Here is a 22,026-nt window from a genome sequence, read left to right as displayed (position 1 = left end):
CAACAGGCACATCGCCGCCGTCCGCGACGGCGGATGGATGGCGTGGGACCGGATCGGTGTTTCAGCGTCCGGTGGTGCCATCGATCAGCTCCCGCAGGATGTCGGCGTGCCCTGCGTGCCGTGCGGTTTCCTCAATCAGGTGGGCCAGTGTCCATCGCCGGGACGGCCCCGGGCGGCCGCGTCTGGCCGGGCGGGGCCCTGGTTCGGTGAGATCGTCCCAGGAGGCGATCTCCTTGTTCGCTTCGATGATGGTTTCTCGATAGGCGGCAAGGATTGTGTCGGTGGTGTCATCCGGGGCGGGGTGGAACGTGGCTTGCCAGTCGGCCACGTCGTGGCCGAGCAGCCAGTGCCGTTCCACGTAGGTGAGGTGTTTGATCAGCCCGGGCAGGTTCGTCCCGGACGGCACGCCGGGGGCGCGGGCCTGGGTTTCCGGCGTTCCTTCGGCCTTGGCTGCGACAGCGGCGCGCAGGTAGTCGAGGAAGCCGGTGAGCACGTCCCGCTCGCCTGGTCCGGCCGAGGGAGGCCCTGCGTCGCGTTTGCGCCTCGTGCTCATCGCCGTCCCTCCGGATCTGCTCCCCTTCGGCGAATGACCAGTACGTGATCGACGACGGTGGCTGTGCGGCCTGCCGGGCCAGAAGCCTGCCGTTGCGGGGTGTCCGCGCGTTCGATTGACCATTCGGCGGAGTCGAGGGCCAGTTCCGTGGCCACTTCCCGGGGCGTCGGGTAGCGGACTTCGGTCACCTGCCACCCCCGGCCGGCCAGCCAGAGTGCGTCTCCTCCTGCTCCGCAGCCGAGGTCCAGTGCGGTTCCCGGGGGCAGCAGTTCGGCAATCTCGGCCAGTCTTGGGTTCACCGTGCGGCCGGCGACTCGGCGGCGCGTCGGCCATAGTGCTCGTCCCAGAAGCGGGTGGCCTGGTTGTGAGTGGTCATGCTCTCCTCGCTGGGTCGGTTGCGCACCAATCTGGCGCCGGACCAGCGCGAACGGCACGAAAAATTGCCGACCTGGCAAGATCGGGGGTATGGCGGAGGAGACGGACCAAGTGCTGAATGCGGTGGGCCCCCGGTTGCGTGCCCTGCGCAAGCAGCGCGGATTGACCCTGGCCGACTTGTCGGCGGCGACCGGGACGTCGGAGAGCACCTTGTCGCGGTTGGAAAGCGGCGGGCGGCGGCCCACCCTGGAACTGCTGCTACCGCTGGCCCGCGTGTACGGGGTGCCTCTCGACGACCTTGTCGGCGCTCCTCGAACCGGTGACCCACGGATCCACTTGCAGCCGATCCGCCGACACGGCAGGACGTACATCCCCCTCACCCGCCGCGCGGGCGGAGTGCAGGCATTCAAAATGCTCATCCCGGGCCGCCCGGAACCGACGGAACCGGCGCCGCAGACGCACGGCGGATATGAATGGGTGTATGTCCTCAATGGACGGCTCCGGCTGGTGGTCGGCGACCGCGACCTGGTCCTGTCGCCCGGAGAGGCCGCCGAGTTCGACACCGCACTGCCGCACTGGCTCGGATCGGCCGACGGCCACCCTGTCGAAACACTCGTCCTGTTCGGACCGCAAGGAGAACGAGCACACGTACGCGCACGCACCACCCGGTAACGCGCGACGGCGACGTGGAAACCGTTACGCCCCAACTCTCGCAAGAAGGTCGAGCTGGCTGTTGGCGGGCGGCGCCTACTTCCGCACGCGGAAGCGGAGCATCGTGATGGCACCCGACTGGGTGTTGCTGAAAGGTTCCAGGTCGATCCTGTCGAGACTCGGGGGCGAGAAGCGGACGCCGCGGCCGAGTAGCACCGGCACGACATACACCAGGATCTCGTCGACGAGGCCGCGCTGCAGGCACTGGGCGGCCACGTCGGCACCGAGGATCTCCAGGTTCTTGTCGCCCGCGGCGCTGCGTGCCGTGGCAACGGCTTCCTCGAGTTCGCAGGTGAGGAATGTGACGGTAGGGTCCGGCTCGTCGGGGGGATTGTGGGTGAGGACGAACTGTGGTCCCCCGTCGTAGGCGGTGTCCTGTTGGGCCATGCGCTTGGCGACCTCGTAGGTGCCCCGGCCGACGAGCATGGCGCCTGTGGCCGCCATGACCTCCGGGAACGTGTCCGCAGACAGGTACTCGGCGACCCAGTCCATCGCGTGGTCAGGACCGGCGATGAAGCCGTCCAGCGACATCGCCCTGTTCACGACGACTTTGCCCGTGCCAATGCCCACATCGCTCATGCGTTTTCTCCACGGATCTTGAAGGCCAGAGACCGCATCATAGTCCGGCCGGTGAGGAGAACGGGAGTTGCACGCACCGCACTAGCCTTGGCCGGTGAAATCACGACGGTGACGGCATTGGGGGCGTGATGCGACCAGGGGACTGGCCGACGGTGTTGGAGCAGTTGGACCGTCAGTCGCGGTGGCGGGAGGCATCGCCGGATCGGGTCGCTTTGGTGGATCTGATGCGGATCTATGATGTTCCGGCGGTGAGTATCGCCGTGCGACAGGACGATGCCGAGCCGTGGGCGCACGCCTATGGCACAGCCACCTTTGGCGCCGCGGAAGCGGTGAGCCCGAGGTCGATCTTCCAGGCGTGCTCGATCAGCAAGCATGTGGCCGCGTTGGGTGCGCTGCGTCTGGTCGATCAAGGCGTGCTGGAACTGGACCAGGACATCGATGCCTACCTCGTGTCATGGCATCTGCCGGACTCCGGCGGCTGGCGGGCGGTGGTCACGCTACGACAGTTGTTGGCGCACACGGCCGGCCTTTCCTACAACTGGTTCCGCGGATTCGGCCAGGGCAAGGCGGTACCAACCATTACCGAAGTGCTGCGTGGAGAACCACCTGCCACGAGCCCGCCGGTTCGGGCGACCATGCTGCCAGGTAGCGGGTTTCGCTATTCGGGTAGCCATTACGCCGTACTCCAGCAGTTAATGGAGGACGTGACCGGGACAGGGTTCGCCGAGCTGATGCAGTCGCTTCTACTGGAACCACTCGGCATGGCCGACAGTAGCTACGACCAGGACTTCCCGCGCCACCACGGCCAGGTCGCTCACGGTCACCACATGGACGGCGCACCGCTTGACGGTGGCTGGCGTGTACAACCCGAGTTGGCCGGTGCCGGCCTGTGGACCACACCTTCAGACCTGTGCCGGGTGGGCGTCGAGGTCACGCACGCCGTGGCCGGTCGTTCCGCGTTGCTGTCGCCCGGTCTGGCGGCGGAGATGATCGCACCTCAGGTGCCCGGCGGCTACGGACTGGGCACCGACGTGCAAGACCACAACGGCCGCCTGCAGTTCGGCCACACCGGTGGCAACGCCGGATACGGTTGTTGGCTGTTCAGTTGGCCCGCGACCGGCACGAGCATGGCGGTGATGGTCAACAACGAACTGGCGGAGGAGGTCCTGCGGGCCGTGCTGGTCGCCGCTGAGCACCACTACGGTCGAGCCGGCGCGGTAGGGCACCCCACGCCGGCCGAACTGGTTGGCACTTATCGCGTACGGGACGGCTACACGGTCAGAATCACCAATGATGGTGACAACCTCGCCCTCCACGCTCCAGGACAGCCCCCGCTTGGGTTGACTCCCCTGTCCGACGGACGTTTCCGCGCCGCCGCCCTCGACTGCGAACTCACCTTTGAGGACGGGGACGGCGACATCGTCCTGCGGTTGCGCCAGCAGGACACGACGTTGACCGCGACCCGTCAGGTCAATTGAGGTTTGCCGTTTTGGGGGTACTGGGGCCATTCCGCGTTAGGACGGTAGGGATGGAAGGTCAACAGTGTCGCGCGGCGTGCCGGGCCACTCTGGCGCGGTTGCCGCACGATTACTGTAGTTTGCACCATTGCTGTTTGCCGTGCGTCTGGAGGCGGCGGCCATGGCGTCGGTGAGGACCCGCGCGGCCACGCTGGGCGCCATGAGTTGCGCGGCGTCGGTGCGACGAAGGTCAACGCCAACTCCCCGTCCGCCCCGCTAGGGTCGCGACATGAGTGTCACCCTGCTGCACTTGAGCGACCCCCACCTGACCGAGGACCCTGCCTCGGCCCTGCGGCTGCGGCAAGTGCTCGACCTGCCACCGTCGCGCCGGCCGGACGCGATCGTGGTCACCGGGGACGTCGCGGATCACGGTCAACCGCGGGAGTACCAGGCGTTCACCGCGGCAATGACCGCTGGGATTCCCTGGATCGCCGTTCCCGGCAACCACGACAACCCAGAAATTCTGCGGAGGGAGCTTCGGCAGGATCGGTGCCCGGTCATCGAGGTGGGCCCGCTGCGCGTGATCGGGCTGGACGTCACCGTGCCGGGCGAAGACCACGGCTTCCTCGACGAGGACACCGCGCGACTGGTCGCGGCGCGAGCACGAGGCGCGCATCAGGTAGCGCTGGCACTGCACCAACCGCCGGTCAGGACCGGGCACGCCGTCGCCGACGCCATGCTGCTCACCAACCCCGAGGCCCTGATCGACCTTGTTCGGCGGATACCGCCAGTGGTGGCCATCCTCTGTGGACACGTGCACACAGCCCTGGCGTCGTCGCTGGCCGGTACACCCGTGCTGGGCGCACCCGGGATCGCGTCCACGTTGACCCTCGACCCCGACCGCCGCCCGATAACCATGCCTGACTGCCCGCCCGGGCTGGCCCTGCACCACATCGACGACGACGGATCCATAACCACGACCTTCCATCACCGCGCCTGACACGCCCTATTGCCGCCCTGGCCTCGTCCGGCGAGAGAATCGGTCTGCAAGCGCGCCGCCGAAATCGGAGAGAGTGTCGCCAATCCACCAGCCGGTGTAATCCCGATTTCGAAAAAGCAGGCCAGTGCGCTGTTCCGGCTCAGGCGGGACTGTCGTGGCTGCGGCTTCCAGCGAATTTCCCCTTGCCTCGGCGGCCGTTTTCTGGCCGCCGCGACCCTACAATGCAAACTTCGCCAAACCGAAATGACGTCCCGCCCGATGCCTTGCCGACCTCGAGCGGGATTAGATGGTCAGAAGGCGTACGGGCCGAAGCGGCCCCAGGCGATGACGGCGGCCAGCGCGAGCAGCACCGCGTTGACGGCGACGGCTGGCGGCTCTTTGCGGCGGACGTGGGTGACGGCGGCACCGAGCATGGTGATCGCCAGCCCGAGGGCAGCCAGCGGCGTGAGGATCGGGGCGATGCCGGTGGCGGCGGGCAGGAACAGGCCGAGGGCACCGAGAATTTCGACCAGGCCGATCAGCCGGACCTGGGTGGGACTGAAATCATCCACCCAGGGCAGCATGGGGCGCAGTTTCTCCCTGGGCAGGGCGGCATGCATGACCCCGGCCAGGCCGAAGACGGCGGCCAGAACGGCCTGCAGTACCCATAAGAACACGCTCACGTCAGTTGCTCTCCTTCGTTCAGGTTCTTGGTCTAGTAGCGGCCGAGGGTGCCGCGGCGTCGGGCGAGGTGTTCGAGCCGGTTGAACAGGATCACCCCGGCGATGGTGATGAGCAGCGGCTGGGCCAGCAGCCAGCCGAGCCCCCAGCCGGTCGGGAGTGCGGCCAGGGAATGGCCGCCGAGCAGGATGTCGCGCATCGCCTCGATGCCGGGCGCGATGGGAACCAGGACCCGGCTGAGGAAAGCGACCGGGTCGGGCAGGGCGGCCAGCGGGACCAGAGTGCCGCCGACGATGGCGTAGACGGCTACGGACAACTGGGTGATGATCTCGATGCGTTTGAACACCAGGGTCAGCCCACACAGGATGAGAGCCAGGCCGCAGGTGCCAAGCGCGATGGCGGCCAGCGGCACGATCACCTGTGCGTCGAAGGGCAGTTGCCCGCCCTGGACGGCGATGGCGACCGCGCCGGTGGCCAGGACGGCCAGCGCGGTGGGTACGGCCGCGATCACGGCGGCGACCTGCCGGCCGAGGATGCTCGCGGCCGAGGGCAGCGGAGTCAGGTAGGTCTGTTCCAGCACGCCGGACTGGATGTCGCCCAGGTAGCTCCAGAACACCCGGTTGACCTGCTCATGGATGAAGGTCAGCGCCACCATGCCGAGCAGCACCGGCAGCAGCAGGTCCGCGCGCAGCTGCCCGCGTCCCATGAACAGCACGATGAGCAGGTAGAACAGCGGAAACGTGATCATCTCCAGCAGGACCTCTCGCCATCCGGCGAGCAGGTTGAGCAGGCCCTTGCGGACTTCGGCGGCAAATCCGCGGATGAAGGTCATGACGACTCCAGGGCTCGGCGGTGGTTGCGGACGAACAGCAGGCCGGCGACCGCGGTGAGGGCGAGGGTGTGCGCGAGCAGCCAGGGCAGGGTGCCGCCGCTCCAGAGCTGGCTCAGGGTTCGGCCCTCGAACAGCGTCTTGGCGAGCGCCTCGATGCCAAGCGTGGTGGGCAGGACTCTGGCCGCCGCGGCCAGCCAATCCGGATACAGGTTCAGCGGCAGGAACGAGCCGTTGAGCAGCAGCACCAGCGAGGTGAACAGCGACTGCAGGGCGCCGATCATCGGAGAGACCAGGGCGAGGCTGGCCAGCAGGAAAGTGAAGGCCAGCGCGTTGATCCCCAGGAGCGCGGCGGGGAGAAGCGCTGCCCAGCGGAAGGGGATGGTGATCCCGGCCACCAGCATCGGGACGAGAGCAGCGACGGCGGCCACGGCCAGCCCGAAGATCGAGGCGGTGATCAACCGGCCGAGCATCGGCAGCCACGACGGCACCGTGCTCAGCTGAGACTGGGCGAAAGTCCCCGCCCGCTTCTCCTCGATGAGATCGGCGACCATCACCAAGCCGGCGTACTGCAGGAACCAGTAGCCGCCGATCGCGACCAGGGTCTGCGGCAGCAGGTCCTGGCGCAGTTCGCCCTGGCCAAGGACGAACTGCAGGCCGAGGTACATCATGGTGCTGATCAGCAGCGTGATGACGTGGCCGATCGGGTGGGACAGCTGAACGCGCAGCCCCTTGCCGACCTCCGCGCGAAGGACGTTAAGCAGCATGGGGCGCCTCGTTCACCAGGGCAAGGAACACATCCTCCAGGTCGGGCTGTACCTGGGTCAGCGACTCCAGGACGGCCCCCTGCGCGCGTAGGCGCTCGATCACGTCGTACACCTCGCGCGGGCCGTCGCTCACCCGCACGCTGATCGTGGTGACGCCGTCGCGTGTGACGGCGTCGTCGAATCCGGGTGGCGCCGTTCCTTCGACGCGGATCTCGTACCGGTCCCGTTCGCGGAAGTCGGCCAGCAGTTCTTGCGTGGGCAGGTCGGCGACGAGCCGCCCTTTGCGCATGACGGCCACTCGGTCGCATAGTTCCTGGGCCACGTCGAGTTGGTGTGTGGTGATCAGGATGGTGGTGCCCAGTTCGCGGGCCTGCTCGGTGATCCAGTTCTTGACGGTCCGGGTGGCCTCGACGTCGAGGCCGAGGGTCGGCTCGTCGAGCAGCACGATCGGCGGGCCGGCGATGAGAGCGACGGCGATCGCGACCTTCTGCTGCATGCCGCGCGAGAAGCCGCCCACCTTGTCGTCGCGGCGGTCCCACAGCTCCAGATCGGTCAGCAGAACCTTGGCGCGCTCCGAGACCTGGGCCTTGCGCATGCCCTTGAGCCGGCCGAAGTACATCAGGTTCTGCCAGGCCGACAGGCTCCAATAGACATTGCGGGAACCCTCCAGCACGGCCCCGAACTGCGTCATCGCGGCTGAGCGCTGCCGGACCACGTCGAAGCCGCCCAGCCGGACCTGACCGGAGGTGGGGGTCAGCAGCCCGGCCAGCATCTTGATGGTGGTGGTCTTGCCGGCCCCGTTGGGGCCCAGGAAGCCGAAGACCGATCCGGCGGGGACGGTCAGCGACACCTCGTCGACCGCCCGGACCTGCGCCGAGCCGTACACCTTGGTCAACGCGTCAATTTCGATCATGTCATTTCCTTGACTGGGGAGAGGGGTCCCGGCCCCGGGTTCCGGGGCCGGGACAAGCGGTCAGATCTCGGCCAGGACCTCGATGTCCTCCGCCGTGACGTCGCGGGCCACCTCGAACGCCGCGACCGCCGCGGGAGTGCCGGGCGCGGACTGGCGTGCCGCCTGGAGGCTGGCGGCCGAATCCCAGCGCCAGACACCGACCCACGTCTCGTCGTTCAACCGGCCGAGGCGTGCCTCGGTGAGGCCGGGCAGGGTGGCTCTGATCGCGGTGACCAGGGCGGCGTGCCGGGCCTGAACCTGCTCGGCGTCGGCGGGATCGGCCTGGAAGCGAGTGACGCTGATTACCGACATCGACTAGACCTCATTTCTAGAGTTGACTTCTAGTTAACGACTCTAGAGATATACTCTGGCCATGAGCGATGTCAAGAGGACGAGCAAACGAGCGCAGAAGGCCAAGGAGACGCGTCAGCGCATCCTCGCGGCGGCACTGGAGCAGTTCGTCCGGGACGGCTACGGTGCGACAAACCTGCAGGATGTCGCCGACAAGGCCGGCGTAGCGGTGCAGACGATCTACTTCGTCTTCGGCAACAAACGCACCCTGCTCAAGGAACTGGTCGACGTCACGATCGCGGGTGATGACGAGCCGGTGGCCACGATGGAGCGGCCGTGGTACACCGCCGCGTTGGCCGCCGACACCGCCCAGGACATGCTGCGCGCCTACGTCGCCGGCACGACTTCGGTCCTGGAACGCGTCGCACCGATCGGCCGGGTCTTGGAGGCGGCGGCCGCGAGCGACCCCGAGGTCGCTGCGCTGTGGCCGCATGACGTCGATCCCCGATACGTCGTCCAGCAGGGCGCGGCCAAGGCACTTGCCGCCAAGCCCGGGGCGCGGGCCGAGGTGTCCGTGGAAGAGGCCAGCGACCTGCTCTACGGCCTGCTCAGCCCCGATTTGTACCTGTTGTTCGTCCGCGAGCGCGGGTGGACGCGCGAGCGCTGGGAGCAATGGGTCGGCGACACCCTCTGTGCCCAGCTCTGCTCCATGCGAGGTGACTCATGACGGACGGCATCATCCTGAGCCCCGTCGCCCGCGTCCTGGGCGGGCGGCCGGAGATGTACGAGGACAACTGGTACGACACCAAGGCCGTCATCCGGCTGGCGGACCGCTTCGAACCGTCGGCCCTGCAAGGTTTATCGGAGTTCTCCCACCTGGAGATCGTCTTCCAGTTCGACCGGATCGGCGACGAGGACGTGCAAAGCCGGCCGCGTCCTCCACGCAAGAATCCCGATGGCCCGCTCGTGGGCGTCTTCGCGCACCGCGGGCCGTACCGGCCCAACCGGCTCGGTGTCTCGGTGTGCCGGCTGCTGGCCGTCGATGGACGCGACCTGCAGGTGGCCGACCTGGACGCGTTGGACGGCACCCCCGTGCTGGACATCAAGCCGTACTTGGTCGAATTCGCGCCCACCGATCCGGTCCGGCAACCGGAATGGGCGACCCGTCTCATGCGCGAGTACTACCGTGAATCCGATCAGGTGGCCGACTGAGGCCCGGGCAGAGGCTGCGGGCGTGTGCTTGGGAATGCACACCAGGCAGATGCCGCCATCGAGCACTGGGCCATGTCCACTGTGGAATGTTCGGCGGCGATTGCGTCCCGCGCGAACGGTCTCAGCGTCTCTTCGCGGCGTCGGTAGCGCGTCGTCCCGGTCGCCTGACAGTTGTCGCTACTACTGGAACGTAGTAGGTTGGCGGTGTGAGTGCGGTGCTCATGTGCGACAGGGATGGAGTCTGTTATGGCGGCCAACGCGAACCTCGAGCGGCTGCGGCGTTATTGGGATCGGCACTCCGGCGGATATGACCGCCAGATGGGGTTCATAGATCGGAAATTCTTCGGTGACACCAGGAAGTGGTTGTGCGGGCAAGCCGAAGGCGACGTCCTCGAAGTTGCCATCGGTACCGGGCTGAACCTCGGCTTGTACTCCGATGACGTACGACTCACCGGGGTGGACCTGAGTCCAGGCATGCTGGACCATGCACGCCGTCGCGCGGAAGAGACGGGTCGCGAGGTGGCGCTGAGCATTGGCGATGCCCAGCGGCTCGAGTTCCCGGATGCCTCGTTCGACACGGTGGTCTGCACGTTCTCCCTGTGTGCGATTCCAGACGACCGGGTGGCCGTCGGGGAGATGAAGCGGGTTCTGCGACCGGGCGGGCGGTTGCTCTTGGCCGACCACGTGGTGAGCACGTCGTGGGCGGCTCGGGTTGTGCAGCGGCTGCTGGAAGTCGTCACGATCCGGGTGGGTGGGGAGAACTTCCGTCGTCGTCCCATCAAGCACGTGCAGGCCGTCGGGTTCAGCATCGAGCAGCACGATCGTTTCAAGCTGGGGATCGTCGAGAGGCTCGTCGCCCGCAAACCAGCGGCCTGATCGGCACGATCCGGCTCACATCGCGGGACAGTTGGTCAGCATGAGCAGCCATGTGCCGGCCACGGCAGCGGTGAACGCCAGTGCTCCCGCAGCGGTCAACGCCGATCGCAGCCGCGGTACCGGGGTGGGACGAGGCGGCCGCCCCGACTCGAGTTGCGTGATGCGCGCGTCGAGGAGGTCGGCGCCCGCGAACGGCGCTGCGGCCCCATGAGCCGGCGTTGGCTGAGTGATCACGCGGAGCAGGGCTCCTGCCAGGGCCTGGCGTCCGCAGCGCGTAGCGGCATGACGGTCGGCTGCCAGTTCGTGTTCGCGTGCGGCGCGCGATCGCAGGTCCCGGGCCACCGGTAGGAACCACAGATGGGCGGCGAGGACGCTGCCCAGCAGTACAAGCAGTGGGTCTCTGCGGCGTGCATGGGAATGTTCGTGGGCGAGAACCGCGCGAAGCTCCGCGCGGCTCAGCGTTTCGACCAGGCCGACGCTGAGCACAACCGTCGGCCGCAGAAGCCCGGTGGTCACGACCACCTGCTCTTGCGTGTTCACAAGCCGGATTCGGTAGCGCGGGCCGAACTCGTGCCACAGCTCGGCGAGAGGGGCGGGCAGAGGCGCCTCCCTGGCGGCGACCCAGGCGTGGAAACGTCGGGTCTGCCGGAGGCCGGACACGGCCGTGCGGATCGCGTTGACGATGGCCGACGCCCCGATCACGACCAACCCGATCGATGCCAGGACGCCCGGGTGCCCGGCGACGCCGGAAGCCCACGCATCCGGATCGAAGGTGAGCAGCATGGCCACACACCAGCCGAGCCCGAGCGCCGGATACGTCGCGACCGCCGCCACTACCAGAGCCACCAGCGGGCGGTTCATCGCCCATCCACCAAGCGACGCAGCCTCGCCTGCAGTTGTTCGTCGTCGCTGACGTGGTCCACGAACGAGACCAGCGCCGCGTCGCCGTAGTCCGCCAGCAGTCGCCGGACCGCGATCTCGGCGGGACTGCCTGCCGCGGGCCGGTACGCATACCCGCGACCGGCCCGTTCCCGCAGCGCGACATCGCGTTCGGCCAGCCGCGACAGCACCGTCATCACGGTGGTGTAGGCGAGCGGCGAATCCCGTTGCCGGTTCAGCTCGGTCAGCACCTCGCGCACCGACATGGCCGAACTCGCCTGCCAGAGCACGTTCATGACCTCGGACTCCAGCGGGCCGAGGACAGCTCCACGCTCCGATCGCCCCATGCCCGAACACTACTACGGCATTGTCGTAGCCGGCCATGCCTGGTCCGTTGAGACCAAGCAGCGGCGCCCTACGCCGCAAGTCTCGGTTCAACTGAGCCCGATCTGGCAGCGACGCAATGCGTAAGTGCCGAAGTCGTCGCCGAGCCGCTCTGCACCGCCACGGGCTTCCGCACCCGGATCCCACGCAACGACCGGGCACTCGCCATCCTCGTTCCGCTCCGAACTGTCCAGTACCACCCGCTCGTGCGTCATCGAGTCCCGCTCGTGGCTGGTCACGGCGCGGTCGTGGAGGGTGCCGAAGTCGACCGTGTGGCCTCGCGGGAGGGCAGGCCACCCAGCAGAGCCACCGCGAGCAGGAACTGCGCGACGACATAGGTGGGCATGACGATCCACGATTGGTGCGGGAACAGCTGCACGTTCGCCAGACTCAGGGCTATGAAACCGTCCGAGATCACGAACAGCGCGCCGCCGATTGCGCCGGGCCGGGGCAGGCCGGAGGCGACGACCGCCATGGTGACCAGCAGCAGGCTGTAGGCGATCACCGGGACCAACAGGTCGCCGAGCCCCGACCAGGTCAGCACCAGCAGCACGACCCAGACGACCGCGTAGCCGGCGACCGTGGCACGCCGGACGCCCCGGTGCGCGCCGCGCTGACGCATCGCGGCCAGGTAGCACAGGTGCCCGATGGCGAAGCAGCCCATGCCGACGATGAACCAGATCCCCTCCCCCATCAGGGCGGTATCGCCGGCGCCGCCGAACAGGATGCCCGCCAGGGGCAGACGCAGGGCCGGACGTTCCACGGCAGCGCGGCCGACCAGCCAGGTGAACACCGCCAGGACCGGCATCAGCATGGGCTTGGTGATCCACCCCGCGACCTGGACGCCACCGTCGGACAACGCGATGTGCGCCAGGCAAAGCAACGCGTAGGCAGCGGCCACGCAACGGGCCACCGGAGGCAGCGTCTTGATCGTCATGGACAGCGATCGTACCGACGGGTAACCGCCGGGCGAAGCGATCGCGGGGGCCTGCCCCGGGCGCCATCGTGCGGATCGCCGAGTGTCGCGCGTCAGTGGTTGAGGTCGGGTTCGGCAGCGGCTTGCCGCCAGGGGGCTCCTGATCCGGTGGTTTCTTCGAAGATGAGCCAAGTGCGGCTGGCGCGGACGCCCTCGACTGCTTGGATGCTTTCGAGAACGACATCACGCAACGTGGCGTTGTCGGGGGTGCGGACCAGAAGCAGCACGTCGAAGTCGCCGCCGACGAGCGCGATGTGCTCGATGTAGGGGATCTTCCGCAGAGCAGCGTTGAGCGCGCGCCAAGCGGTCTGCTCGACGGTGAGCGTCACGTAGGCACTGGTGCCGAGTCCGGCGCGCTGGGGGGCGACCTGAGCGCTGAAGCCGGTGATGACGCCGTCCCGGGTGAGCCGATCCAGTCGTGCGTAGGCGTTGGCGCGGGAAATGTTGAGCCGGTCGGCCAGTGCGCGGATGGAGATCCGGGCGTCGTCGGTGAGCAGGGCCAGCATCGCGTGATCGACCCGGTCGAGAGCGGTTGCCGTTTGTCCAGTCGCGGAGTCCGGGTACGAGGCGGCTTTGGACATAGTGCCGATCAGATCCCCTCAGTTTGGCCATTTGTCGCACATTTTCGTCGATTCTTGCACACAGGATCGTCACCAGTCAGCATTTTCACACCAACTGGATGTGGAAAGGCGATTCCTGATGGCTGCTCAGCGAGGTGCGCCCGCCGAACTGCTCCCCTCCCCCGAGCCGATCCGGTTCGTCGCCGAGGACGGCAGCGCGGGTTCGCCGCCGGCGGGTTACGCCGAACCCGCAGCGGATCGGCTGCGAGACGCCTACCGACGGATGGTGCTGGGCCGGCGGTTCGACACCCAGGCGACCGCGCTGACCAAGCAGGGCCGGCTGGCGGTATACCCGTCGGCGGTGGGGCAAGAGGCGTGCCAGATCGGTGCGGTCCTTGCGCTGCGCGAAGACGACTGGCTGTTCCCGACCTACCGGGACTCGATGGCGCTGGTGGCGCGGGGCCTGGATCCGGTGGAGTTGATGGCGTTGCTACGCGGCACGTGGCACTGCGGATACGACCCGCAGGCCACCCGCACCGCGCCGCAGTGCACGCCGCTGGCCACGCAGACACTGCACGCGGCGGGGCTCGCGGACGCGTTCCGGCGGCGCCGTGAGGACCGGGTGGTGCTGGCACTCGTCGGGGACGGTGGCACCAGTGAGGGCGATTTCCACGAGGCACTCAATTTCGCCGCCGTGTTCCGCGCGCCGGCGGTGTTCTTCGTGCAGAACAACAGGTTCGCGATCTCGGTGCCGCTGGAGAAGCAGACCGCAGCGCCCGCGCTGGCGTACAAGGGCGTCGGCTATGGCATCCCCTCGGAGCAGGTCGACGGCAACGATCTCGTCGCCGTGCTGTCGGTGCTCGACCACGCGGTGGCGCACGCGCGCGGCGGCGCCGGTCCGTTTTTGGTCGAGGCCCATACCTATCGGATGGACGCGCATACCAACGCCGACGACGCGACCCGCTACCGCGACGCGGCCGAAGTGGAGCAGTGGAGCAAGGCCGACCCACTGTCCCGTTTGGAGCGTTACCTGCGCGACCGTGGGGTGCTGACCGACGCCGACGTAGCCGCCGACGTAGCCGCCGCGGAGGAGTTCTCGGCTGGGTTCCGCTCTCGCATGAACGACGAGCCCGTCGTGGACCCGCTCGAACTCTTCGAACACGTCTACGCGGAACCGTCCCGACACCTGACCGCACAGCGAGAGCAACTGCGGGCCGAACTCGCCGAGCAGGAGGCCTGACGTGGAGCCGATCACGATGGCGCAGGCGCTCAACGCGGCCCTGCGCGACGCACTCAAAGAGGACGACAACGTCCTGGTGTTCGGCGAGGACGTCGGCACACTCGGCGGGGTGTTCCGGGTGACCGACGGACTCACCCGGGACTTCGGCGAGGAGCGGTGCTTCGACACGCCGCTGGCGGAGTCCGGCATCGTCGGGCACGCGATCGGGCTGGCCATGGGCGGGTTCCGGCCGGTGGTGGAGATGCAGTTCGACGCGTTCGCCTACCCGGCGTTCGAGCAGATCACCTCGCACGTGGCGAAGCTGCGCAACCGCACCCGCGGCCGGATCGAACTGCCGATCGTGCTCCGGATCCCGTACGCCGGCGGTGTCGGCGGGGTGGAGCACCACTGCGACTCCAGCGAGGTCTACTACACCCACACCGCCGGCCTGAAGGTCGTAACCCCCGGCACCGCACAGGATGCCTACGATCTGCTGCGGGACGCCATCGAGTCCCCGGACCCGGTCGTGTTCCTCGAACCGAAATGCCGGTACTGGGCCAAGGAACCGGTGTCGTTCAGCCGGCGCGAGACCCCGTTCGACCGTGCGGCGATCCGGCGAACGGGTAGCGACGTCACGCTCATCGCGTACGGGCCGATGGTGGCCACGGCGCTGGAGAGCGCCGAGGCCGCGGCCGGCGAGGGCCGGGACGTCGAGGTGATCGACCTGCGCACGCTGGCCCCGGTCGACGACGAAACGATCGCCGAGTCCGTACGCCGCACCGGCCGGGCCGTGGTGGTGCACGAAGCCGCCGGGTTCTGCGGCTATGGCGCGGAGATCGCCGCCCGGGTGAGCGAGCAGTGCTTCCACTACCTGCAGGCGCCCGTGCTGCGCGTGACCGGACTCGACATCCCTTACCCGGCACCCAAACTCGAGGCGCACCAACTGCCCACAGTGGACCGGATACTCGACGCGATCGACCGGCTGCAGTGGGACGACCAGGCCGTCGTCGCGGGGAGTGTGCACAATGCCTGACTTTCTGCTGCCCGACCTCGGCGAGGGACTCACCGAGGCGGAGATCGTGCGCTGGCTGGTCGAGGTGGGCGACGGGATTGAAGTCGACCAGCCCGTCGTCGAAGTCGAGACCGCCAAAGCCGCGGTCGAGGTGCCGGCTCCCTTCGCCGGGACCGTGATCACCCGGCATGGCGAACCCGGCCAGACCCTTGCCGTGGGCACACCGCTGATCACGGTCCAACCACCCGGTGGTTTCACCGAACCCGGCGTGGTCACGGCCGGGAAAGGCAGCGGCAATGTGCTGATCGGCTACGGCACCCCCGGCATGCCTGCGCGACGGCGACGGCGAGGAACCACGGCTGTGGCCGACCGCCCGGCGCCACCCCGTAACGCCCGTCCCGCCGTGATCTCCCCGCTGGTGCGCAAGATCGCCCGGGACAACGGCGTGAACCTGGCCGGGATCACCGGCACCGGCCCGGGCGGCATCATCCGGCGGGCGGACGTCGAGGCGGTGCTGATCGCACGAACGGAGACCGTCACCGGCGATCGTGATCGGCGGATCCCGTTGCGGGGCCTGCGGAAGGCGGTCGCGGACAAGCTCAGCACCTCACGCCGGGAGATCCCCGAAGCCACCGTCTGGGTGGACGCCGACGCCACCGAACTGCTCGCCGCTCGCGCGGCCCTCAACGCGAAATGCCCCGAACGGCCGGTGAGCCTGCTGTCTCTGCTGGCCCGGTTCACCATCGCCGGGCTCCGCCGTTACCCGGAGCTCAACTCGCGCGTCGAGGGCGACGCGATCGTGGTCCTCGGCGCGGTGCACCTGGGCTTCGCGGCGCAGACCAGCCGTGGACTCGTCGTACCCGTCGTGTCCGACGCCGACCGGCTGAGCACCCGCGAACTCGCCGAGGCCATCGGCGCACGTACCGCCGCCGCCCGCGAGGGCACGCTGGCGCCCAGCCGGCTCACCGGCGGCACGTTCACCGTGAACAACTACGGCGTGTTCGGCGTGGACGGCTCGGCCGCGATCATCAATCACCCCGAAGCCGCGATCCTCGGCATCGGCCGGATCACCGAACGCCCCTGGGTCACCGGCGGCCAGGTCGTGGCCCGCAAGATCTGCCAACTAACGCTCGCCTTCGACCACCGCGTTTGCGACGGCGGCACAGCCGGCGGATTTCTGCGGTTCATCGCCGACTGCGTCGAATCGCCTCTGATCGCGTTGGGTGACCTGTGACGGCTTCCCTTGGGGCATCTCCGGAATTGCCGTACATCGCGACCTGGTAGAGAGCCGCAAGCGCGTCGTCGATGGGATGAGGCTTCGGTTTGCCCGATGAGTCGAGACTGTTCCACCGCTGCAGGTTCACCGCGATGGACAGCTGCCGCTTGCCGTCGGCCCGGGTCATGGCCAGCGCTCCGGCGCCCCACGCCGAGCCGCCATGGCCCCAGAAGGTGCCGTGGCCGGGTGCCTGCATCGGGTGCAGGCCGAGGCCATAGTCGATGATCTTGCCCTCTTGGGAGATGACCGGGACGGTGCGTTGCATCTGCGCCAGCGATGACCGGCTGACGATCTCGCCGGCCAGCAGCATGCCGAAGAAGCGGTTGAGGTCCGCGACGGTCGATATCAGCGAGGCGGCCGGCCCCACCCATGACATGTCAAAAACGCTGTAGTCGCGCGGCGGGTCGATCATGCCGAACCACGCCTCGTACATCTGCGAGTGTGGCCCGTCGACGTACGGTTCGGTGGGGAGTTCGGTGTCTCGGAGTCCAGCGCGCTCAATGACGTTCTGGGTGATGTACTTGTCCGCCTTCGTGCCGGTCACCTGTTCCAGCAGTTCACCGAGGAGCAGGTAGTTGGTGTTGGAGTACACCCCCGGAGTGCCGCCCGGGGTGCCGACAGCAGGTGCGGTGACCCCCATCTCGATCAGTTCGCCTGCGTCGAATCGCGTGAACCGGTTGTCGTCCAGGCTCTGGGGCCCGGTGTTCGCCAGGGCGGGGAAAGCCTTGAGGGAAGGGTAGGCATAAGGAAGGTATTCAGCGAGCCCGCTGGTGTGGTTGATCAACATTCGGACCGTGATCGCGTCACCGCGTTCTCCAGGAATCAGCCGCGGCAGGTAGCGGCTGATCGGTGTGTCGAGACCGATCTCACCGCTCTCGACCTGCTGCAGCACCGCGGCGGCGGTGAAGGTCTTGGTGATGCTGCCGACGCGGTGCCGCATGTCGGCGGTGACGGGACGACCGGTGGCGACATCGGCGACCCCGGCGGCACCGCGCCAGACCTGGTCACCGTCGCGCACCTCGGCGAACAAGCCCGGTATCCCGGCGCGGTGGACATTTTCCATGGCGGCATTCAGCTCGGCGGGATCCAGTGGGTTCTCCACGACGGGTGTCCTTTCGTTTTCCATCCGGCCCCAGCGGCCGCTTCGCAGCGGTGTCCTCATTATGCACGCAGTGCGTGCAACAGCAAGTGCATAGGACACCGACTCTGGCCGAGAGGGACGAGACGACAGGCGCTCGGGACCGATTCCTCCAGTCTCTACGGCACTTCCGCAGCAAGAGACCGTGGCGCTTCTACGCTGGCCGGGTGCGGCTTCGGCGAGGACACCGCGTCGCTTCCATCGAGCGCATCATCGTGTGAGGCGAACCGGGGTTACCGCGCATAGTGACCGCACATGCCTGATACGCTGATCGCAATGGTTACCTACGTGAACAGATCGGGGGTTCCGTCCGCAAAAGGTGAGTGCTGATGCGCTCCTGGACCGTGGACGAGGATTCCCGCCTTCTTTTCTGGTCGCGCGTGCGCGAGTTCGCCGTGCCGCCGTCGATGATCGAGTTTGCGACTGCCCGCCGTGCCGTGGGCGACTGGGCTGGGGCATGTGCTGCCGCGCGGGTCGACGTAGATCTGAACCTGCGGGCCGTGGTCCGAACCCATGGCCGGCGGTTCGCGGCACAGGTCCGCGCCGATCTACGTCATCTGGCTCCGGACCTGCTCCGCTGGCATTTTCCGAGGATTGGTCCAGACGGCCTGTTACGGCCCGGCCTGACCGTCTCTCTCGCTCAGTACCTTCCGGCGGGGGCTGACAGCGGCGGCGCGATACACCTCGTGGCGCGTACGCCGCCGGCCTGGGCGGATGCCGGTCAGCGGATCAGCCTCGCACTGTGGGACCCGTCCTGCCCCCGAGCCGGAGCGGGCATACATCCGCACCCCCGTCCCGACCGGCGGTTCCGCCTCGACCTGCACCGCCACTTGTGGGACGCCCGAAGGACCGGTGAGCTGTCGGAACGGTCCGGGGCCGCGCGGTGGCACGCGGGCAGCGATCTCGCAGTGGAGCAGATTCCTGCTGAGGTAATGACGGAGGGAAGCGGCTGTGCCGTGGACCGATGGGTGGCTGAGGCGGCCCTGCTGCTGCGCGCGGAGGGGCGTGCGGACGGCGCCGTCACCGTGCGGCTCAGTACCCGGCACTGGTTGGTACTGGACCCGGGCACGCAGGGCGAGGCGGCCGGGCCGTCGACACCAAGGATCACGGCGCTCCCCACGACGGGCCGCGCCCCGGTGTGGCCGGTCCTACCGGACGCGGCGACCTGGGTACTACCTGACCTCGAATTGCTCCGCAGAGGGTTGATCGACGCCGATCGGCTGCACCCGCTTGTCGCATCGGCACTCGTACCGGACCATCGGCCGGCCGGTGCGTCGCGGAATCCGGACGGCTCAGGGAATTCGCACCTCGTCGATTGCCGTGGCGCCAAGCACCGGATCGGCGTGGTGAACGGGGTGCTCGTCCCGCTGGACCACGATTCCGACGAGATTCGCCGCGAGGAACTGCTGGTCGCGTTGGGCGGTACCGCATTGCCATGCCTGCGGGCGATCGACGAGGCACACCGGTTCCCGGAATGTCTCGCGGACGTTCGCGCCCGTCTGGACCACGGCGACGCCGCCGGTGCGCTGGCTGCCGTCGAAGGCCTGCTTGGACCGGATGTACTCCTTCGCGGCGGCGCATTGCGCGACGAGATGGAGACGGCGGTGCGTCGCCGGCTCACTCATGGGCTCTATCGGGCCGGACTCGTCGGGCTCGGACCGCCTCCGTCCACTTGGGACACTCGCCACCGCCGTGATATCCGGTCCCACCCGCGCCACGCGACCTCTCGCTGACCCTGGAGAACCTCGCTTCCTCCTTCATCCCAGACCCCGCGGCCGGTGCACGGCCCCGACTCGACCAAAAGGTGATCGAATGCTGGTATCTGTTCCGTCCGCTGCCACGGATATTCCTTCCGAGGGGGCTCATCCCCGGCCGCTCGACGTCGCGGCCGATCTGCTTGCCCTGCTGCGGGACACGGCCACCGAGCCGCGTCCCGACACTCAGTTGGAAGCCCTGAGCCTGGCCGTGTGCGCCGACTTGCCGGTGCTGCTGTGGGGAGAGCCGGGGATCGGCAAGACCGCGGCCCTGAACGACCTCGCCAACGCTCTCGAACTGCCGCTGACCACGGTGATCGCCAGCGTGCACGAGCCATCCGACTTCTCCGGCCTGCCGGTGGTCGGTGATGACCCCGCGGTGCAGGGTGTTCCGATGGCGCCACCGGACTGGGCCGTGCGTCTGGTCCAGACCGGTCGAGGACTTCTGTTCCTGGACGAGCTGTCCACCGCACCACCAGCCGTCCAGGCCGCGCTGTTGCGCCTCGTGCTCGAGCGCCGGGTCGGCGCCCTGCGGCTTCCGCCTGAGGTCCGGATCGTGGCCGCCGCCAATCCACGGTCCTCCGCGGCCGACGGCTGGGAGTTGAGCCCGCCGCTGGCCAACCGGTTCGTCCATCTACAGTGGACTTACGACCACGAGGTCGTGGTGCGCGGGCTGGGCGGGACGTGGCCGCGGGCAGCGCTGCCACGACTGGACTCGGGGCGGCTGCACGACGCTGTGACGTTCGCCCGCCGGGCAGTGTGCGAACTCCTCGCCGCCCGGCCCGGACTTGCGCATCAACTGCCGAAGAACGAAGCACGCCGGGGCGGTCCGTGGCCCTCACCGCGCAGTTGGGAGATGGCACTGCGTCTGATCGCTTTCGCCACCGCGGCGGGCACCTCTCGGGAGGTGCTGTCCATGTTGGTGCGGGGCACCGTGGGAGATGGTCCGGGGCTGGAGTTGCTGGCGAGCCTGGACCGAATGGATCTGCCGGACCCCGAGGTGCTGCTGGCGGACCCGGCGGCGGCCGTTCTGCCTGAGCGCGGCGACCTGCGCCAGACGGTGCTCGACGGCGTGGTGGAGGCGGTGCGCCGGCGACCGGAGCAATCCCGCTGGGACGCGGCGTGGACCCTGCTGGTCCTGGCCTTGGAAACCGGCGCCCCGGATCTGGTGGTCGTACCGGCGGCCACGCTCGCCGCGCTGCGCCGCGACGACTGGCAGGTACCGGCGGCGATCGAGCGGCTGGCTGGGGCGGTGTCGCTGTCGCGGCGGGCAGACCGGGCCGGAGCACAAACTGCGGCCGGCGCAGGTACCAGCCGATGACGCCGGGGAGCCTGGACGAGGAAAAGCTTTTCGCCGCCCGGTTGCACGCGGCCCGGAGCCGGCCATATCTGGCGACGGCACTATTCGCATTGCATACCGTGGAATCGCGGCAAGTGCCGACCATGGCCGTGGACCGGCACTGGCGCTGCTACGTCTCGCCGGCGTTCGTGGATCGAACCCCGTTGGAGGAACTGGCCGGGGTGTGGGTGCACGAGGTCTCGCACCTGCTGCGCGATCATCACGGGCGCAGCGACCGGTTCGCGGTGCAGCACGGATTGACCGGGCCGGGCGAGCGATTGCGGATGAACATCGCCGCGGACTGCGAGATCAACGATGACGTGTTCGGAGCTGGCTTGGCACAGCCCGAGGGCGCCGTCCGACCAGCGCTGCTCAGGTTGCCCGAGGGACAACTGATGGAGGACTACCTGCGCCGGTTCCGGCTCGGGCCGTACACCGACGGGCTGGCGTGGCTGGACTGCGGCAGCGGTGCCGACGGGCTGGAACGGGAATGGGATCTGGGAGCCGACGGCGCGCACGGGCTCAGCGCGCAGGAACGAGACGCCGTCCGGTTCCGGGTGGCACAGGGCATCACCGCCCGCCCGGGCAGTGTCCCGAAGGGCTGGCAACGGTGGGCGCAGGAGGCGTTCCATCCGCCGCAGCCGTGGCGGGAACTGCTGGGAGCGGCGCTCCGTTCGGCGATCTCCGGCTCCGGTGCGGGTGAGGACTACACCTATGGCCGGCCCTCGCGCAGGTCCGCCAGCCTGCCCGGAGTCGTCATGCCGAGCCTGCGGCGCCGGCCGCCTCGTGTCTTCGTGATCGTGGACACCTCCGGGTCGGTAAGCGACGCCGAGTTGGGCAGCGCGATCGTCGAAATCACCGCGATCGTCCGGGCCCTGGGTGGCCGACGTGATCTTGTCACGGTGCTGTCCTGCGACGCCGCCGCCCACATCACATTTCCGTTATGCCGTGCCGAGGGAATTCCACTGGTGGGCGGCGGCGGCACGGATCTGCGCACCGGGTTCGCCAAGGCCCTGCGCACCAGCCCCCAACCAGACGTCATCGTGGCCCTGACCGACGGACAGACCCCCTGGCCCGACGCACGGCCACCATGCCGGACGGTGGTGGGACTGTTTCCTCGACAAGGCCCGGCCCGGCCGTGGCGCGAGAATGATCCCGACTACGTGCCGGACACACCACCCGCGTGGGCGCGAGTGGTCACCGTGGGCTGATCTCTTACCACCGCGT

General features: G+C 68.4%; 26 protein-coding genes. 12 read left to right on the top strand and 14 right to left on the bottom strand.

What is annotated here, in order from left to right:
• Window positions 1–61: 61 nt before the first annotated feature.
• Window positions 62–553, bottom strand: coding sequence for a DinB family protein (locus A3CU_RS0130120; RefSeq protein ID WP_027945401.1), 492 nt, complete (start codon window positions 551–553; stop codon window positions 62–64).
• Window positions 550–852: a class I SAM-dependent methyltransferase gene (locus tag A3CU_RS51605; RefSeq protein ID WP_245617413.1), complete on the bottom strand. Its 303-nt coding sequence runs from the start codon at window positions 850–852 to the stop codon at window positions 550–552. The genes A3CU_RS0130120 and A3CU_RS51605 overlap by 4 nt, the downstream gene beginning before the upstream one ends.
• 166 nt (window positions 853–1,018) lie before the next feature.
• Here A3CU_RS51605 and A3CU_RS0130110 point away from each other — a divergent pair, with 166 nt between their 5' ends.
• The gene (locus A3CU_RS0130110; protein WP_027945400.1) at window positions 1,019–1,600 is read left to right on the top strand and encodes a helix-turn-helix domain-containing protein; all 582 of its coding nucleotides are present in this window, start codon (window positions 1,019–1,021) and stop codon (window positions 1,598–1,600) included.
• Between the two features lie 75 nt (window positions 1,601–1,675).
• Here A3CU_RS0130110 and A3CU_RS0130105 read toward each other — a convergent pair whose 3' ends face one another.
• The gene (locus tag A3CU_RS0130105) at window positions 1,676–2,218 is read right to left on the bottom strand and encodes a dihydrofolate reductase family protein (RefSeq protein WP_027945399.1); all 543 of its coding nucleotides are present in this window, start codon (window positions 2,216–2,218) and stop codon (window positions 1,676–1,678) included.
• Window positions 2,219–2,442: 224 nt separating this feature from the next.
• On the opposite strand from A3CU_RS0130105, the gene A3CU_RS47415 reads away from it, so the two are divergent.
• Window positions 2,443–3,696 carry a serine hydrolase domain-containing protein gene (locus A3CU_RS47415; RefSeq protein WP_169739712.1) on the top strand — a complete coding sequence of 418 codons (1,254 nt, stop codon included), beginning with the start codon at window positions 2,443–2,445 and terminating at the stop codon, window positions 3,694–3,696.
• A 268-nt stretch (window positions 3,697–3,964) separates the two neighbouring features.
• Window positions 3,965–4,675: a metallophosphoesterase family protein gene (locus tag A3CU_RS0130095; protein ID WP_027945398.1), complete on the top strand. Its 711-nt coding sequence runs from the start codon at window positions 3,965–3,967 to the stop codon at window positions 4,673–4,675.
• 290 nt (window positions 4,676–4,965) lie between these two features.
• Here A3CU_RS0130095 and A3CU_RS0130090 read toward each other — a convergent pair whose 3' ends face one another.
• From A3CU_RS0130090 to A3CU_RS0130070, 5 genes are read right to left on the bottom strand one after another with little or no spacing between them, the layout of a single operon-like run.
• Window positions 4,966–5,337: a DoxX family protein gene (locus A3CU_RS0130090; RefSeq protein ID WP_027945397.1), complete on the bottom strand. Its 372-nt coding sequence runs from the start codon at window positions 5,335–5,337 to the stop codon at window positions 4,966–4,968.
• A 32-nt stretch (window positions 5,338–5,369) separates the two neighbouring features.
• Entirely contained in the window at window positions 5,370–6,167 is a 798-nt protein-coding gene (locus tag A3CU_RS0130085; RefSeq protein WP_027945396.1) for an ABC transporter permease, read from the bottom strand.
• Window positions 6,164–6,931 carry an ABC transporter permease gene (locus A3CU_RS0130080; protein ID WP_027945395.1) on the bottom strand — a complete coding sequence of 256 codons (768 nt, stop codon included), beginning with the start codon at window positions 6,929–6,931 and terminating at the stop codon, window positions 6,164–6,166. The genes A3CU_RS0130085 and A3CU_RS0130080 overlap by 4 nt, the downstream gene beginning before the upstream one ends.
• Window positions 6,921–7,844: an ABC transporter ATP-binding protein gene (locus A3CU_RS0130075; protein WP_027945394.1), complete on the bottom strand. Its 924-nt coding sequence runs from the start codon at window positions 7,842–7,844 to the stop codon at window positions 6,921–6,923. The genes A3CU_RS0130080 and A3CU_RS0130075 overlap by 11 nt, the downstream gene beginning before the upstream one ends.
• A 60-nt stretch (window positions 7,845–7,904) precedes the next feature.
• Window positions 7,905–8,195, bottom strand: coding sequence for an antibiotic biosynthesis monooxygenase (locus A3CU_RS0130070; protein ID WP_027945393.1), 291 nt, complete (start codon window positions 8,193–8,195; stop codon window positions 7,905–7,907).
• A 61-nt stretch (window positions 8,196–8,256) separates the two neighbouring features.
• On the opposite strand from A3CU_RS0130070, the gene A3CU_RS0130065 reads away from it, so the two are divergent.
• The 3 genes from A3CU_RS0130065 (at window position 8,257) to A3CU_RS0130055 (ending at window position 10,262) form a co-directional block, all read left to right on the top strand.
• A complete protein-coding gene (locus tag A3CU_RS0130065; RefSeq protein WP_027945392.1) occupies window positions 8,257–8,901 on the top strand; it encodes a TetR/AcrR family transcriptional regulator in 645 nt (214 codons plus the stop codon).
• The gene (gene tsaA / locus A3CU_RS0130060; RefSeq protein WP_027945391.1) at window positions 8,898–9,386 is read left to right on the top strand and encodes a tRNA (N6-threonylcarbamoyladenosine(37)-N6)-methyltransferase TrmO; all 489 of its coding nucleotides are present in this window, start codon (window positions 8,898–8,900) and stop codon (window positions 9,384–9,386) included. The genes A3CU_RS0130065 and tsaA overlap by 4 nt, the downstream gene beginning before the upstream one ends.
• A 246-nt stretch (window positions 9,387–9,632) precedes the next feature.
• Window positions 9,633–10,262, top strand: coding sequence for a class I SAM-dependent methyltransferase (locus A3CU_RS0130055; RefSeq protein WP_027945390.1), 630 nt, complete (start codon window positions 9,633–9,635; stop codon window positions 10,260–10,262).
• A gap of 15 nt (window positions 10,263–10,277) precedes the next feature.
• On the opposite strand, the gene A3CU_RS0130050 is transcribed toward A3CU_RS0130055, so the two are convergent.
• The 5 genes from A3CU_RS0130050 to A3CU_RS0130030 form a co-directional block, all read right to left on the bottom strand.
• A complete protein-coding gene (locus A3CU_RS0130050; RefSeq protein ID WP_027945389.1) occupies window positions 10,278–11,123 on the bottom strand; it encodes a M56 family metallopeptidase in 846 nt (281 codons plus the stop codon).
• Window positions 11,120–11,488: a BlaI/MecI/CopY family transcriptional regulator gene (locus A3CU_RS0130045; RefSeq protein ID WP_027945388.1), complete on the bottom strand. Its 369-nt coding sequence runs from the start codon at window positions 11,486–11,488 to the stop codon at window positions 11,120–11,122. The genes A3CU_RS0130050 and A3CU_RS0130045 overlap by 4 nt, the downstream gene beginning before the upstream one ends.
• Window positions 11,489–11,575: 87 nt before the next feature.
• Window positions 11,576–11,764: a hypothetical protein gene (locus A3CU_RS0130040; RefSeq protein ID WP_027945387.1), complete on the bottom strand. Its 189-nt coding sequence runs from the start codon at window positions 11,762–11,764 to the stop codon at window positions 11,576–11,578.
• The gene (locus A3CU_RS47410) at window positions 11,761–12,462 is read right to left on the bottom strand and encodes a lysoplasmalogenase (protein WP_043843051.1); all 702 of its coding nucleotides are present in this window, start codon (window positions 12,460–12,462) and stop codon (window positions 11,761–11,763) included. Before A3CU_RS47410 ends, A3CU_RS0130040 begins: the two co-directional genes overlap by 4 nt.
• A 92-nt stretch (window positions 12,463–12,554) precedes the next feature.
• The gene (locus tag A3CU_RS0130030; RefSeq protein ID WP_027945386.1) at window positions 12,555–13,082 is read right to left on the bottom strand and encodes an Lrp/AsnC family transcriptional regulator; all 528 of its coding nucleotides are present in this window, start codon (window positions 13,080–13,082) and stop codon (window positions 12,555–12,557) included.
• Between the two features lie 118 nt (window positions 13,083–13,200).
• On the opposite strand from A3CU_RS0130030, the gene pdhA reads away from it, so the two are divergent.
• From pdhA to A3CU_RS0130015, 3 genes are read left to right on the top strand one after another with little or no spacing between them, the layout of a single operon-like run.
• Window positions 13,201–14,301, top strand: a complete 1,101-nt coding sequence (pdhA, locus tag A3CU_RS0130025) for a pyruvate dehydrogenase (acetyl-transferring) E1 component subunit alpha (RefSeq protein WP_027945385.1) — start codon at window positions 13,201–13,203, stop codon at window positions 14,299–14,301.
• 16 nt (window positions 14,302–14,317) lie between these two features.
• Window positions 14,318–15,313: an alpha-ketoacid dehydrogenase subunit beta gene (locus A3CU_RS0130020; protein WP_043843088.1), complete on the top strand. Its 996-nt coding sequence runs from the start codon at window positions 14,318–14,320 to the stop codon at window positions 15,311–15,313.
• Window positions 15,306–16,526: a dihydrolipoamide acetyltransferase family protein gene (locus tag A3CU_RS0130015; RefSeq protein WP_027945383.1), complete on the top strand. Its 1,221-nt coding sequence runs from the start codon at window positions 15,306–15,308 to the stop codon at window positions 16,524–16,526. Before A3CU_RS0130020 ends, A3CU_RS0130015 begins: the two co-directional genes overlap by 8 nt.
• Here the strand turns inward: A3CU_RS0130015 and A3CU_RS47405 are convergent.
• On the bottom strand, window positions 16,477–17,670 hold the full coding sequence (locus tag A3CU_RS47405; protein ID WP_245617412.1) for a serine hydrolase domain-containing protein: 1,194 nt from the start codon (window positions 17,668–17,670) through the stop codon (window positions 16,477–16,479). The genes A3CU_RS0130015 and A3CU_RS47405 overlap by 50 nt on opposite strands.
• A gap of 365 nt (window positions 17,671–18,035) precedes the next feature.
• On the opposite strand from A3CU_RS47405, the gene A3CU_RS0130005 reads away from it, so the two are divergent.
• From A3CU_RS0130005 to A3CU_RS0129995, 3 genes are all read left to right on the top strand, one after another.
• Entirely contained in the window at window positions 18,036–19,439 is a 1,404-nt protein-coding gene (locus A3CU_RS0130005; protein WP_027945382.1) for a hypothetical protein, read from the top strand.
• A gap of 79 nt (window positions 19,440–19,518) precedes the next feature.
• Window positions 19,519–20,781 (top strand): AAA family ATPase, encoded by a 1,263-nt coding sequence (locus tag A3CU_RS0130000; RefSeq protein WP_052372413.1) that lies wholly within the window; start codon window positions 19,519–19,521, stop codon window positions 20,779–20,781.
• The gene (locus A3CU_RS0129995; protein ID WP_027945380.1) at window positions 20,778–22,010 is read left to right on the top strand and encodes a vWA domain-containing protein; all 1,233 of its coding nucleotides are present in this window, start codon (window positions 20,778–20,780) and stop codon (window positions 22,008–22,010) included. The genes A3CU_RS0130000 and A3CU_RS0129995 overlap by 4 nt, the downstream gene beginning before the upstream one ends.
• Window positions 22,011–22,026 lie beyond the last annotated feature (16 nt).

The organism is Amycolatopsis taiwanensis DSM 45107 (assembly GCF_000519205.1).
Classification (GTDB): Bacteria; Actinomycetota; Actinomycetes; order Mycobacteriales; family Pseudonocardiaceae; genus Amycolatopsis_E; species Amycolatopsis_E taiwanensis.
The sequence above is the reverse complement of the archived record's forward strand: the minus strand, read 5'-3'. Positions and strand labels throughout refer to the sequence as shown.